At 63.3% G+C, this 12,917-nt stretch carries 12 protein-coding genes and 1 pseudogene; 11 read left to right on the forward strand and 2 right to left on the reverse strand.

Annotation, left to right across the window (positions count from 1 at the left end; translation table 11 throughout):
• Positions 1–11 precede the first annotated feature (11 nt).
• Both AC5P6A_RS03990 and fdhD read right to left on the reverse strand, forming a co-directional pair.
• Positions 12–1,400 (reverse strand): cytochrome ubiquinol oxidase subunit I, encoded by a 1,389-nt coding sequence (locus tag AC5P6A_RS03990; protein WP_017354500.1) that lies wholly within the window; start codon positions 1,398–1,400, stop codon positions 12–14.
• 109 nt (positions 1,401–1,509) lie between these two features.
• Complete coding sequence (fdhD, locus tag AC5P6A_RS03995; protein ID WP_026070516.1) at positions 1,510–2,370, reverse strand: formate dehydrogenase accessory sulfurtransferase FdhD; 861 nt, start codon at positions 2,368–2,370, stop codon at positions 1,510–1,512.
• Between the two features lie 477 nt (positions 2,371–2,847).
• Here fdhD and AC5P6A_RS04000 point away from each other — a divergent pair, with 477 nt between their 5' ends.
• From AC5P6A_RS04000 to AC5P6A_RS04050, 11 genes and pseudogenes are all read left to right on the forward strand, one after another.
• Positions 2,848–5,121, forward strand: a complete 2,274-nt coding sequence (locus AC5P6A_RS04000) for an FdhF/YdeP family oxidoreductase (RefSeq protein WP_026070515.1) — start codon at positions 2,848–2,850, stop codon at positions 5,119–5,121.
• A 31-nt stretch (positions 5,122–5,152) separates the two neighbouring features.
• Positions 5,153–6,193 carry a GTP 3',8-cyclase MoaA gene (moaA, locus tag AC5P6A_RS04005; protein ID WP_017354497.1) on the forward strand — a complete coding sequence of 347 codons (1,041 nt, stop codon included), beginning with the start codon at positions 5,153–5,155 and terminating at the stop codon, positions 6,191–6,193.
• 8 nt (positions 6,194–6,201) lie between these two features.
• Positions 6,202–7,200, forward strand: a complete 999-nt coding sequence (gene moaCB / locus AC5P6A_RS04010; RefSeq protein WP_026070513.1) for a bifunctional molybdenum cofactor biosynthesis protein MoaC/MoaB — start codon at positions 6,202–6,204, stop codon at positions 7,198–7,200.
• Complete coding sequence (locus AC5P6A_RS04015) at positions 7,197–8,450, forward strand: molybdopterin molybdotransferase MoeA (RefSeq protein WP_017354495.1); 1,254 nt, start codon at positions 7,197–7,199, stop codon at positions 8,448–8,450. The genes moaCB and AC5P6A_RS04015 overlap by 4 nt, the downstream gene beginning before the upstream one ends.
• A complete protein-coding gene (locus AC5P6A_RS04020) occupies positions 8,450–8,710 on the forward strand; it encodes a MoaD/ThiS family protein (protein ID WP_017354494.1) in 261 nt (86 codons plus the stop codon). Before AC5P6A_RS04015 ends, AC5P6A_RS04020 begins: the two co-directional genes overlap by 1 nt.
• 3 nt (positions 8,711–8,713) lie before the next feature.
• On the forward strand, positions 8,714–9,232 hold the full coding sequence (locus AC5P6A_RS04025) for a molybdenum cofactor biosynthesis protein MoaE (RefSeq protein WP_017354493.1): 519 nt from the start codon (positions 8,714–8,716) through the stop codon (positions 9,230–9,232).
• Complete coding sequence (gene mobA / locus AC5P6A_RS04030) at positions 9,198–9,764, forward strand: molybdenum cofactor guanylyltransferase (RefSeq protein ID WP_026070512.1); 567 nt, start codon at positions 9,198–9,200, stop codon at positions 9,762–9,764. The genes AC5P6A_RS04025 and mobA overlap by 35 nt, the downstream gene beginning before the upstream one ends.
• Complete coding sequence (locus tag AC5P6A_RS04035) at positions 9,761–10,120, forward strand: hypothetical protein (RefSeq protein WP_017354491.1); 360 nt, start codon at positions 9,761–9,763, stop codon at positions 10,118–10,120. The genes mobA and AC5P6A_RS04035 overlap by 4 nt, the downstream gene beginning before the upstream one ends.
• Positions 10,121–10,207: 87 nt before the next feature.
• The gene (gene modA, locus AC5P6A_RS04040) at positions 10,208–10,951 is read left to right on the forward strand and encodes a molybdate ABC transporter substrate-binding protein (RefSeq protein WP_026070511.1); all 744 of its coding nucleotides are present in this window, start codon (positions 10,208–10,210) and stop codon (positions 10,949–10,951) included.
• 3 nt (positions 10,952–10,954) lie between these two features.
• Positions 10,955–11,638, forward strand: coding sequence for a molybdate ABC transporter permease subunit (gene modB / locus AC5P6A_RS04045; protein ID WP_005413347.1), 684 nt, complete (start codon positions 10,955–10,957; stop codon positions 11,636–11,638).
• A pseudogene (locus AC5P6A_RS04050) lies at positions 11,628–12,287 on the forward strand (ATP-binding cassette domain-containing protein); the annotation flags it as partial. The gene modB and the pseudogene AC5P6A_RS04050, both read left to right, overlap by 11 nt.
• Positions 12,288–12,917 lie beyond the last annotated feature (630 nt).

Here is a 12,917-nt window from a genome sequence, read left to right on the forward strand (position 1 = left end):
GTCAGCGTTCCTCAGAGAGATTGATCAGCGGCCGAGATAGGCCGTGCAGGTGTGCGATCACCACCCTCTAGCGACGGACTTCCGTCTTGGGCATGTGGGCCATGTCGGAGGATCTTGACCAGATACCAGATGCCCCAACCAAATACGAACGCATATCCAGCGACATAGACCGCGAGTGAGATCGCTGTCATCCAGGCCGTTTGCGGTCCCACGGCATCAGCCGTTCGCAAAACGCCATAGACAATCCAAGGCTGGCGCCCCATCTCGGTGACAAACCAGCCGGCCACCAAAGCAACGAACCCACTTGGAAGCATCCAGTTCCAAGCGCGCAGCAGGGCCCCGGAATCGAACAGCTTACGGCGGGCCAGGGTGAAAGCAGAAAGCCAGGCGAGCAGTAGCATGAGGGTGCCTATCCCAACCATGATCCGGAATGCGAAGAACACAGGCGTGACCGGAGGTCGTTCGCTCGCCGGTACGGATGTCAGCGGTGCGAAGGTTCCATCCATGGAGTGAGTCAGGATGAGGCTGCCAACACGCGGAATCGCGATCTCAAGATCGTTCCGCTCTTCCTTCTCATTTGGTACAGCGAAGACGACCAGCGGAACTCCTTCACCTTCTTGGCCCTGATGCCAGTGAGCCTCTACCGCTGCGATCTTCATCGGCTGGTGCTTGAGGGTGTTCAGACCATGCATGTCACCCACGAAAATCTGAACAGGAACGGTAATGGCCGCAAATATCACAGCCGCCCCAAGCATCTTGCGGCCGGCTTCGACGTGCTCCTTACGCCGCAGGTACCAGGCGCCAACACCACCCACCACGAAGCAGGTTGTTATGAATGACCCTATTGCCATATGGGCCAGTCGATAGGGGAACGATGGATTGAACACAACCTCGAACCAGTCAACCGGATGGACCACTCCGTTGATCATTTCGTAGCCCGCAGGCGTATGCAACCAGCTGTTGGAGGCAAGAATCCAGAACGTTGAAAAGAGCGTTCCAAGTGCGACCATGCATGTGGAAAAGAAGTGCAGGCGTGGTGATACTCGCCCCCAGCCGAACATCATCACTCCGAGGAAACTTGCCTCCAGGAAGAAGGCTGTCAGGACCTCGTAAGTCAGTAGGGGGCCGATTACGGTTCCGGCGATCTGGCTCAAACGAGGCCAGTTTGTGCCGAACTGGAACGCCATGACGATACCGCTTACCACGCCCATGCCGAAGGACACGGCAAAGATCTTCTGCCAGAAGAAGAACAGATCCCGCCACACCGGGTTGCGGGTTCGAAGCCAGCGCCATTCCACGAAACCAAGCCAACTGGCCAAGCCAATGGTGAAGGCAGGGAAGAGCACATGGAAGCTGATGAGAAAGCCGAACTGAATTCGGGAAAGGAGGAGGGCGTCCATAACGATCCCAATAGGGGGTGGGTGGTGGCTAGCGGCTCAAGTTCCGATGGTGCCTAGCAATTTCATCGGCGGAGATCCTTGCTCATTGCACGGCAGGCGTCATCTGGCGTCATACGGCTGCTAGGTGTGCAGCTTCCAAATCGAGTAGGCGCTGGGGGTGTGAATAGATGTTGAAGCCATCCGAGCGCGCGAAACCGACAAGACAGATCCCTGCGGCCTTTGCGAGATCTATGGCTAAGGCTGTGGGTGCCGATACCGCTGCAACGATCGCCATGCCTGCATAGGCGGCCTTACTCACCATTTCGTAGCTAGCACGGCTAGATAGAAGCACGAGACCTTCGTTGGTTGAAGTCGATGAGCGCCTCATTGCACCAATGAGCTTATCTAGTGCGTTGTGCCTGCCCACGTCTTCGCGTACCACTTCGATAGCTCCGTCCGGGAGAACCCATGCTGCTGCGTGGGTTGAGCCGGCAGCCTCGTTCATTGGCTGTAGCCCTTTTAGCGAGGACAGTGCTACGCGTAGCGCCAAGGCGGAGTAGGTGGTGGGTCGGTCGATTGGCAAAGGCATTCTGAGCACTTGCTCCAGTCGACTAGCTCCACATAGCCCGCAACCGCTACGCCCGGGTAGGTTGCGGGTGGCGTCGTTGGGCATTGACACGATGGGCGCACTATCTGTGACTTCCATCGCCAGCTCAATGCCTTCCAGCGATGGCCTCACTTCAATCCGGAGAAGTTGGGAGGGATCAGAAATTGTTCCCTCCGTCATGGAAAAGCCCAGCGCAAAGTCTTCCAGATCCGTTGGGCTGGCCATCATCACCGAGAAAGGACTGTCGTTGTAGAGCATCGCGACAGGCACTTCTTCGGCAACGCTGTCCATGATTGAGCCGCGCTCGCCACCACGCCACCGAAGGGTTCTTCGATATGCGATGCCGCAGGGCTCGTTGGCAGGTACTGGGCTGGGCGCTTGCATGGAGATGAGGCCTGGCGGGGAGGGAAGCCGGTAACGATGATCTGGGCGTGCAGGGTCCCTCGGGTCGGGGACTTCTTAGTGGTTTGACAGTGCGGAGAGTATCCCAAGGCGTACACCCCGCTGCGGTCAAAATTTACAAATGTTCGCAGATGGACAGTTTGGCTGAGTTGATCCGACATTCTGTTCGAGGGGCTGTGGCCCGCCTGTCCGCTACATGTGCCTGTAGCTAGAAAACGCCCGATAAATTAGATAGTTACAATCGATGGCGGGTGGCGTGAAGACCTGTTCGTGGTGAGGGCCAGGATGAGCGCTTCGGGTCCGTTGAGGCACTCGTATCGGACACCAGTGCCTCGATTCGATCCCCGGCGTGTACGCCGGACGTCTTGTCTGGGCAGGGTGGACATACTGTCCGTGGAAGGGGAGGCCGTCGCGTGCTTAACTTTTCCCACTCCCAATTGCATGCTGCGAGTGCCTGTCATGTCAGAGCAGAAGATCCCCCGTTACAAAGCCTACGACCATCCTGCCGGTGGTTGGGGTGCCGCCGGTGCAACCGCCAAGGTTCTGATGCAGCAGAGCGTCATTGCCAAGGGATCTAAAGCGCTTTTGTCGATGAATCAGCCTGGGGGATTCAAGTGCCCCAGTTGCGCTTTCCCGGATGCAGATCACACCAAGAAGCTGGAGTTCTGCGAAAACGGTGCGAAGGCCTTGGCATGGGAGGCAACCAAGCATCGCGCCACGCGTGAGTTCTTCGCGGAGCACACTGTCCAGGAGCTGATGGCGCAGTCCGACTATTGGCTGGAGATGCAGGGTCGATTGACCGAGCCGATGCGATATGACCCGGTATCCGACCATTACGTTCCTTGTAGCTGGGATGAGGCCTTCGCGCTGATCGGGCGACACCTGCAGGCCCTGTCCAGCCCGCATGAGGCTGAGTTCTACACCTCGGGGAGGACGCCGAACGAAGCCGCGTTCCTGTACTCGATCTTCGTGCGCGAGTTCGGAACCAACAACTTCCCGGACTGCTCGAACATGTGCCACGAGCCGACCAGCCGGGGGTTGCCGCCGGCAATTGGTGTCGGCAAGGGCACTATCGTGCTCGATGACTTTGAGCATGCTGAGGCCATCTTCGTCATCGGCCAGAACACAGGCACCAACTCACCACGAATGATGTCCAACTTGGTGGAGGCGCGGAAGCGTAATGCTCCAATTGTCGCGGTCAATCCTATGCCGGAACGTGCGCTGATTCGCTTTGCCGAGCCCCAGGACGTCGTGCAGATGGCCACGTTTGGCTCCACCGAGATTTCCAGTGAATTTGTACACATTCGCATCGGCGGTGACCTGGCCCTGATCAAGGGCATCATGAAGGCTATGTTCGAGCGGGAAGCGGCCGGCGAGTCTGTTCTCGATCACGAATTCCTGACCGAGCACACCGTCGGGCTGGAGGCATTGCGTGAAGAAGTGATGTCCCTGGAGTGGAGCCAGATCGTCCAAGTGTCCGGGATCAAGAAGGAGCAGATTCTGCGTTGTGCAGAGATCTACATCCGTTCCCGTGCGACCATTATCTGCTATGGCATGGGCCTGACCCAGCACCAGCAAGGATCTCGCCTTTTGCAGCAGGTTGCCAATCTGCTGATGCTGCGCGGCAACTTCGGAAAGCCCGGGGCGGGCATTGCTCCTATTCGCGGCCATTCCAACGTGCAAGGCGACCGTACCGTCGGCATTGATGAGAAGCCGACGCAACGCTACCTGGACCAAGTTCGCGACGTGTTCGGGTTCGAACCGCCGCGCGAACATGGGCACCATGTGGTTGAGTCTATTGAGGCGATGCTGGCTGGAACCGCCAAGGTCTTCATCGGCATGGGCGGGAACTTCATCCATGCTGTTCCTGATACCGAAATTGCCTACAGGGCAATGCGTGGTCTTGAGCTTACGGTTGGCATCGCCACCAAACTCAACCGTGGCCACCTAGTGCATGGCAAGGAGGCGCTGATCCTACCGGTGGTGGCGCGCTCGGAGTGGATCCATACCCCGCTGGGTGAGCAGTTTGTCACCATTGAGGATGCCATGTCGAATGTCACCGCATCCCGTGGAGTACTGGAGCCTGTGAGTGAACATGTTCTTCCGGAAGTTGAGATCGTGTGCCGCATGGCAATGGCAACACTGCCGGACAGCAAGGTCGACTGGGCAGCTTGCATGCACGATTACAACCATGTTCGTGAGCTGATCGCGGCGGTCTATCCCAGCATCTACGCAGACTTCAATGAACGGATCCAGGCGCCGCGTGGCTTCCACTTGGACATTCCGCCGCGCCGCCGTGAGTGGCCGACACCTAACGGGAAGGCCAATATTCTGGTGTTGCCGGGTCTTGAAGTGAACGACCTGGTCGAGGATCCCACTATGCTTCGGCTGGCCACGGTTCGCTCCCATGACCAGTACAACACGACAATCTACAGCTACAACGATCGCTATCGCGGTGTGTATAACGATCGAATGATCCTCTTCATGAACCTGGAAGATCGAGTAGCACGAGGGATTGGGAAGGAGGAACAGGTGAGCCTCGAGACGATCTCCAGTGATGGCGTCTGCCGGCGGGTCGATGGGTTGACTGTGCTTGACTATCCGATGCCGCGTGGCGCGATTGCGGGCTACTACCCTGAACTCAATCCACTGCTACCTCTGGATTACTTCGATCGCATCAGTGGTACCCCCGCGGCGAAGTCGATCCCGGTCAGGGTGGTCATTTCACAGTGATTGCGCCGGCATGTCGTAGGGAGGACTAAGAATGTCAGCCGAGCTCATTCGGGCGCCAGAGCCGGTAGGTGAGGGCGCACTGGCAGATCATCCCCGCCAACTCACCGACGGTTTCGGACGCAGCTTTCCGTACCTGCGCCTTTCGTTGACCGAAGCCTGCAACTTCCGTTGCAGCTACTGCCTGCCCGACGGCTACCAGGCCGATGGCCGCCCGCGCTTCCTGCAGGTGGAAGAAATCGCGCGCCTGGTGCGTGCGTTTGCCGCGCTGGGCATGAGCAAGATCCGCCTGACCGGCGGCGAGCCCAGCCTGCGCAAGGACCTGGATGAGATCATCGCCACCGTGGCGGCGGTGCCGGGCATCCGCAAGGTGGCCATCACCACCAATGGCACGTTGCTACCGCGGCGCCTGCCGGGCTGGCACCGCGCCGGCCTGACCGCGCTGAACGTGAGCATGGACAGCCTGCAGCGCGAACGTTTCAAGACCATCACCGGGCATGACCGCCTGCCGGAGATCGAACAGGGCCTGGCCCTGGCGCAGGCGCTGGGCCTGCCGGCGATCAAGCTCAATGCGGTGCTGCTGCGTGGCCTGAACGACGACGAGCTGCCGCAGTGGATGGACTACCTGCGTGACCGCCCCTTCAGCGTGCGCTTCATCGAACTGATGCGCACCGGCGACAACGAAGCCTATTTCCAGCGCCACCACCTGCGCGCCGACGTGGTGATCGAGCAGCTGCTGGCGGCTGGCTGGCACGAACGGCCGCGCGCCGCCGATGCCGGCCCGGCGCGTGAGTACAGCCACCCGGACCATCGCGGCACGGTGGGCATCATCGCCCCGTATTCGCGTGACTTCTGCAAGGGCTGCAACCGCCTGCGGGTGACCGCCAAGGGTGACCTGCGGCTGTGCCTGTTCGGCGAGTTCGGCGTGCCGCTGCGCCCGCTGCTGCAGAGCGACGATGACCATGACGCGCTGCTGGCACGCATTACCACGCAGCTTGGCCTGAAAGCGGCCGGGCATGGACTGCACCAGGGCCAGACCGGGCTGACCCCGCACCTGGCCTCCATCGGAGGATGAGCAACACGATGAGTGGGGAATTGAATGCGGCCTTCCATATGGCCGATGTCCGCGACAAGCGCATCACCCGCCGACGTGCGGTGGCGGTGGGCGAGCTGCATGCCGGTCCAGTGGCCTATCCGCTGATCGTCGAGCGCCGCCTGCCCAAGGGCGATGCGCTGGTGATGGCCGAGATTGCCGGCCTGCAGGGCGCCAAGATGGCCTCGATGCTGATGCCACTGTGCCACCCGCTGCCGCTGGAACTGGTGCAGGTGTTCTGCGCGCCGGTACCGGAACGGCAGGCGATCCGCGTGTGGTGCGAGTGCGCCAGCGAGGCGCGCACCGGCGTGGAGATGGAGGCACTGGCCGGCGTCAACGCGGCGCTGCTTACCCTGTACGACCTGAGCAAGCCGGTGGAACCGGCCCTGCGCATCGAAGGTATCCGCCTGCTGTTCAAGGAAGGCGGCAAGCGCGGTGTCTGGCTGCACCCCGACGGCATGGACGATGCCGAGCGCACGCGTTTCAAGCCGCGTGCGCCGAAGGGCCTGGAGGGCGCGGCCTGCGCGGTGATCACGCTGAGCGATCGCGCCAGCGACGGCACCTATGAGGATATCTCTGGCCCGACCCTGGTGACCGGCCTGAAAAAGCTGGGCGGCGAGGTGGTGGCCGCTGAGGTGTTGCCCGATGGCATCGAGCCATTGGCGGGTCGCCTGCAGGCCTTGGCCGCCGAGGGCGTGCGCCTGTGCCTGTGTACCGGTGGTACCGGACTGGGCCCGCGTGACCTGACCCCGGAGGCGCTCCGTTCCCTGAACGCGCGGCCGGTACATGGCCTGGCGCAGATGGTGCGCGCGCTGAGTGCACAGCACACGCCGATGGCCTGGCTGAGCCGCGCCGAGGTGGTGCAGCTGGGCAACATGCTGGTGTTCGCGCTGCCCGGCAGCCCGAAGGCGGCGGCGCAGTGCCTGGATATCCTGGCGCCGGTACTGGGCCACGCCCTGGCGATGGTCGAGGGGGATGGCCACTCATGATTCCCTATTGCGAAGCCTTGCAGCACCTGCTGGACGCGGCCACGCCGCTGCCGGCCGAGCGCGTGCCGCTGCATGAAGCCGGCGGCCGTACCCTGGCCAGTGACATCCACAGCGGGCAGTCGTTGCCGCCGTTCGACAATTCGGCGATGGACGGCTTTGCGCTGCGCGCCAACGGCGCGACGTTCGAGGCCGGTACCGAATTCGCGGTGCAGGGCTGGCAGGCAGCCGGCGATGCCGGCGCCGAAGGCGGCGAGGGTGCCTGGGAAATCATGACCGGAGCGCGCATGCCGGTTGGCCTGGATACGGTGGTGCCGGTCGAGAACGTGGAGATCCTCGCCAGCGAGGACGGCCGCCCGACCCGCATCGCGCTGACCGCGACGGTGAAGCCGGGCCAGAACGTGCGCCTGCGCGGCCAGGACGTGCGCGAGGGTGAGCGCGTGCTGTGCGCCGGCCAGGTGCTGGATATCAATGCCCGCACCCTGCTGCACGCCCTGGGCGTGGGTGAGGTGGCGGTGGTGGCGCGGCCGAGGGCGGCGGTGATCGCCACCGGCAAGGAACTGGTGACCGAGGCGGCGCAGGCGCTGGAATCGGGCCAGATCCGTGACAGCAATCGCCCCTACCTGGTGGGCCGCCTGCAGGCGGCCGGTGCCGAGGTGGTCTGGCAGGGCACGGTGGGCGACGACGTGGCCGCGTTCAATGCGGTGCTGGATGAAGCGCTGGCCGCTGGCGCGCAGCTGCTGATCAGTACCGGCGCGGTGTCGGCCGGCCGCTACGACTTCGTTCCCGATGCGCTGCGTGGCCGTGGTGCGCGCATCGTCTTCCATAAGGTGGCGATCCGCCCCGGCAAGCCGTTGTTGTTCGCGGTGTTGCCCAATGGCGCGCTGTACTTCGGCCTGCCCGGCAACCCGGTTTCGGCTGCCGTGGGCCAGCGCTTCTTCGTCGAGCCGGTACTGCGCCGCCTGCTGGGGCTTGCACCGGAACCGGTGTTGCGGCTGCCGCTGCAGGCCGACGTGCGCAAGCCGCCCGGTCTGCGCTTCCACGCGCGGGCGCGGGTGGAAATGGACGGGCAGGGGCGCCTGAGTGCGCGCGTACTGTCCGGGCAGGAGTCGTTCCGTTTGATGTCCATGCTGCAGGCCAACGCCTGGGTGGTGCTGGAGGCCGAGGGAGACCTGGCCAGCGCTGGCACCTTCGTGCGCGTGCAGGGCTGGGGTCACCACGAACCGGTGCAGCTGGTGAGCCAGGAGTCATGATGAAACAGGTGAATCTGCAGTTGTTCGGTGCGTTTTCCGATCTGGATGCCAGCCGCGAAATCGCCGTCGATGTGGCCGGTGGCACCGTGGCCGATCTGCGCCAGGCGCTGCGCGAGCTGCTGCCGGTGCGTTGGCCGGGTTTCCGCGCGGGCCTGCTGGACTACTCGGCGTTTGCCGACCAGCAACGCGTGCTGCGCGACCACGAGGCGCTGCCCGACGATGGCCGCGTGGCGATCCTGCCACCAGTGAGCGGGGGCTGAGCGATGAGCGAGAAGATCATCGCGACGGTGGTGGACCGCGCGCAGGCGGCGATCGATCCGGCCGAAGGCATCGCGGCGGTATCTGATCCGGGCTTCGGCGGCATCGACGTGTTCATCGGCAAGGTGCGCGACGTCAACATCGGCCGGCCGGTGACCGGGATCACGTACGACCTGTTCGAACCTTTGGTGCTGAACGAGTTCAAGCGCCTGGCGGCAGAGGTCGAGGCGACGTTCGGTCCGAAGCTGAAGCTGTATGTGGCCCACGCCAAGGGCCGGTTGGGCATTGGCGATGTGGCGGTGGTGGTGGCCGCCGGCAGCCCGCATCGAGACGAGGCATTCCGGGCCTGCCGGCAGTTGATCGAGGTGGTCAAGCACCAGTGCCCGATCTGGAAGCAGGAGCATTACGAGGACGGCGACAGCGAGTGGACCGAAGGCTGCAGTCTCTGCCATGCGGATAACGAACCCACGCAAGCTCATGACAATGCCCATGAATGTGCACACGATCACGAACATTCCCACTGACGGCATCGTGCTGGCCGGTGGTCTTTCCAGCCGGATGGGCCGTGACAAGGCGCTGCTACCGTGGCACGGGCGAACCCTGCTAGAGCACATGCGTGGCCTGCTGCGACAGGCAGGTGCGGAAAGGGTATGGGTGAGTGGCAACTACCCGGCCTTCGGTGGCATTCCTGATCGCGTGGCACGCTGCGGCCCGTTGGGCGGGCTCTACAGTGTGGCCATGTGCATGCCGGACGCTGCCGCTCTGGTGCTTCCGGTGGATACGCCCAATGTGACCCCGGCGTTACTACAACGGTTACGTGATGCGCCTTCGGCTGCCTGTGTGCTGTTTGCGGAAGAACCCCTGCCGATGCGGTTGCAGATTGATGACCATTGCCGGCATGTGTTGCGGGAATTGATCGAGAATCCGGCGGCGCACCGCTCGCTACACGCCCTGCGAGAACGCTTGGGCGCAATCGAGCTGCCACTGGCGGATAGCGAATACGACCAGCTACTCAACTGCAACACCTCAACCGAGCTCGAGTTCATTGCATCATGAAAGTCCAGCTACAGCGGCAGGCAGTTCGTCTGCGCGTTGATGAAGAGGAGCTAGCGCAGTTGCTGGCCGGCGAATCGGTGGAGAACCTGACGCGGTTCGGCGGCGATCGCGGCTGGGGCATGGTGCTATCACTGCATGCAGGGCAACAGGCGGTGCTTCTGGAGGGGAGCGAGTACTGCCGGTTGATGCTTCCTCGCGAAGCGGTTCAGTCCTTGGCATTACGTTTGCCCTGTCGTGATGGTCTGGGTTTTGGCATTGCGCTGGATGATGACATCTCGCTGCAGCTTCAATTCGATGTGGATGTACGAGACAGCCTGCGCCAACGAGGTCCGCACCGTCGTGCACCCTCTACCTAGCTCTGGGCGGGCCAGCTATGTAGCGCCTGCGATGCCAAGGATAGGCGGTGAAACCGATCTAAACCCAACCAAACGGGGAAACCAATGATGAAACGAGTTGGACTGTTGTTGCTGGGACTGCTGGCCACGGTGCCGGCCTTGGCGGCCGACCTGACGGTGTCGGCGGCATCGAGCTTGACCGAGAGCTTCCGCGAACTGGGCACCGCCTATGAGAAGGCACACCCGGGAACCAAGGTCGATTTCAACTTCGCCGCGTCCGGCGTGCTGCTGCAGCAGATCAGCCGCGGCGCGCCGGTGGATGTGTTCGCGTCGGCCGATGAAACCACGATGGACCAGGCCCAGCAGCAGGACCTGCTGGCGGCCGGCACCCGCGAGGTGTTCGCGGTGAACGCGCTGTGGGTGGTGGTGCCGCCGCAGGCCAAGGCTGCGCCGCGTACCTTGAAGGACCTGGCCGGTGCCGGTGTGCAGCGCATCGCACTGGGCAACCCGGACAGCGTGCCGGTCGGCCGCTATGCCAAGGGCGCGCTGGAAGCGGCGGGCCTGTGGCCGTCGGTGCAGGGCAAGACCATCACCACGCAGAACGTTCGCCAGTCGCTGGACTACGTGGCGCGCGGTGAAGTGGATGCCGGCTTCGTCTATGCCACCGATGCGCAGGCGATGCCTGATCGGGTGCGCCGTGCCTTCGCGGTGCCGGTGGCGGGGCGCATTGCCTATCCGTTGGCGGTGACCAAGGCCAGTGCGCAACCGGTTGAAGCCAAGCGCTTCACCACCTTCGTGCGTTCGGCACAGGGCCAGGCGATCCTGGCCAAGCATGGGTTCGGCAAGCCCTGAGGCATGGATCTCGACTGGAGCGCACTGTGGTTGTCGCTGAAGGTGGCCGGCTGGGCCACCGCGATCAATCTGGTGCTGGGCGTGGCACTGGGCGCGCTGCTGGCACGTCGGCGATTTCCTGGCCGTGAGCTGCTGGATTCGCTGCTGACCCTGCCGATGGTGCTGCCGCCGACCGTGCTGGGGTATTACCTGCTGGTGCTGATCGGCCGCAACGGCCCGATCGGCGCGTGGCTGCAGTCGTGGTTCGGCATCAACCTGGTGTTCACCTGGCAGGCGGCGGTGATCGCTGCGGCGGTGGCCTCGCTGCCGCTGGTGTTCAAGCCGGCACGCGCGGCGTTCGAGGAAGTGGATGGACAGTTGGAGCAGGCCGCACGCACGCTCGGTGTGTCCGAAGCAGCGGTGTTCTTCCGCATCACGCTGCCGCTGGCGTGGCGCGGCATCCTCGCCGGCCTGCTGCTGGCGTTTGCACGCGCGATGGGCGAGTTCGGCGCGACGCTGATGGTGGCGGGCAGCATTCCCGGCCGCACGCAGACGCTGTCGATCGCCATCTACGAAGCGGTGCAGGCCGGCCAGGACGGCAAGGCCAATGCGCTGGTGATCCTGACCTCGGTGGTGTGCATCGTGATCCTGCTGCTGGCCGCGCGGCTGGTGGGCGGACGTCGCCGGGAGCTGCGTGATGTGGCTTGACCTGCAGGTGCAGCGTCGCCTGCAGGCGGCCGGCCAGGATTTCGTATTGGACGTGTCGCTGCAGTGCACGCAGCGGCAGGTGGTGCTGTTCGGGCCCTCGGGCGCGGGCAAGAGCCTGACCCTGAAGGCGGTGGCCGGGCTGCTGAGGCCGGGCCAGGGTCATGTGCGCCTACAGGGGCAGACCCTGTTCGATGCGGCCACCGGTGTGGATCTGCCGCCGCAGCACCGCCGGCTGGGCTACGTGTTCCAGGATTACGCGCTGTTCCCACACCTGAGCGTGCGCCAGAACGTGGCGTTCGGTCTGCAGAAGGGCTGGTTGAATCCGCGGGTCGGCCAGCGCTTCGATGCGGTGGAGCAGTGGTTGCACGCATTCCGCATCGATACGGTGGGTGATCTGCTGCCCTCGCAGGTGTCCGGCGGCCAGCGCCAGCGTACCGCCTTGGCACGCGCCTTGGTGACGCAGCCGCAGGCGCTGCTGCTGGATGAACCGTTCTCCGCGCTGGACCAGGATCTTCGCCAGCACTTGCGGCAGGAGCTGGAGGCCGTGCTGGACGGGGCCGGTATTCCACTGCTGCTGATCAGCCATGATCCCAACGACATTGAGATATTTGGGGGCCAGATCGCCTGCATCGAAAATGGGCGACTGATCTCTCCTCCCGGCTCGCGTCAGAGGCCGACCCGTCAGCCCCGCCTTCTACCATCCTTAGTCGGCTCCCCAACAAGCCCGGGTCTTGAGGGGAAGAGCAACCATCAGTCAGTCGGAGACTCAGAGAGTCCAAAGCCACGATACATCTGCCCGCGAGCCGCGCAAATGGGAGACGACCCTGGTGCATAGGCATCTCTATGCCGGTAGGCGAGCGGTAGGGCCTGGACCTTCTTGCAAGGCGGATCGACTCGCCCGCGCTTGGCCGCGCTGCGTGGCTCCGGCCGAGGCGGGGACAACGCGCACCCAGCGCTTCCCATATGGCCGAATTGGCGTAATGATCCGCTCGAAGGGAGCGAGACTTCTCCAGCCTCCCGTGGCGACCGACCGCCGAGGGGCTTGGAGGGGCACGGAGGCCATTGGCGCTCTGGGCAATATGGCGAGGAGCCCCCGGTCCGTTTGGCCACCAAGAGGTCGATACTAGGCTCGTAGGGCAAGAGTTCCGGATTGGCATATGACTGAGGTCGACAGCATTGAACGTCTCAGACTGGCCTTTGGTGCACAACGTCCTACGTCGTGAGAGGGGGTGTTTTGTTCGATATGTCACCCGTCATCTAGCGGTCGAAAGATCGAAAT

It is taken from the genome of Stenotrophomonas sp. YJH_SMC_20 (assembly GCF_059367845.1).

Coding starts and splice junctions, on each gene's coding strand:
- fdhD (WP_026070516.1), bottom strand. CDS start 2,370: ATGCAAGCGCCCAGCCCAGTACCTGCCAACGAGCCCTGCGGCATCGCA.
- AC5P6A_RS04025 (WP_017354493.1), top strand. CDS start 8,714: ATGAGCGAGAAGATCATCGCGACGGTGGTGGACCGCGCGCAGGCGGCG.
- moaA (WP_017354497.1), top strand. CDS start 5,153: ATGTCAGCCGAGCTCATTCGGGCGCCAGAGCCGGTAGGTGAGGGCGCA.
- AC5P6A_RS04035 (WP_017354491.1), top strand. CDS start 9,761: ATGAAAGTCCAGCTACAGCGGCAGGCAGTTCGTCTGCGCGTTGATGAA.
- moaCB (WP_026070513.1), top strand. CDS start 6,202: ATGAGTGGGGAATTGAATGCGGCCTTCCATATGGCCGATGTCCGCGAC.
- AC5P6A_RS04000 (WP_026070515.1), top strand. CDS start 2,848: ATGTCAGAGCAGAAGATCCCCCGTTACAAAGCCTACGACCATCCTGCC.
- modB (WP_005413347.1), top strand. CDS start 10,955: ATGGATCTCGACTGGAGCGCACTGTGGTTGTCGCTGAAGGTGGCCGGC.
- AC5P6A_RS03990 (WP_017354500.1), bottom strand. CDS start 1,400: ATGGACGCCCTCCTCCTTTCCCGAATTCAGTTCGGCTTTCTCATCAGC.
- mobA (WP_026070512.1), top strand. CDS start 9,198: ATGAATGTGCACACGATCACGAACATTCCCACTGACGGCATCGTGCTG.
- AC5P6A_RS04015 (WP_017354495.1), top strand. CDS start 7,197: ATGATTCCCTATTGCGAAGCCTTGCAGCACCTGCTGGACGCGGCCACG.
- AC5P6A_RS04020 (WP_017354494.1), top strand. CDS start 8,450: ATGAAACAGGTGAATCTGCAGTTGTTCGGTGCGTTTTCCGATCTGGAT.
- modA (WP_026070511.1), top strand. CDS start 10,208: ATGAAACGAGTTGGACTGTTGTTGCTGGGACTGCTGGCCACGGTGCCG.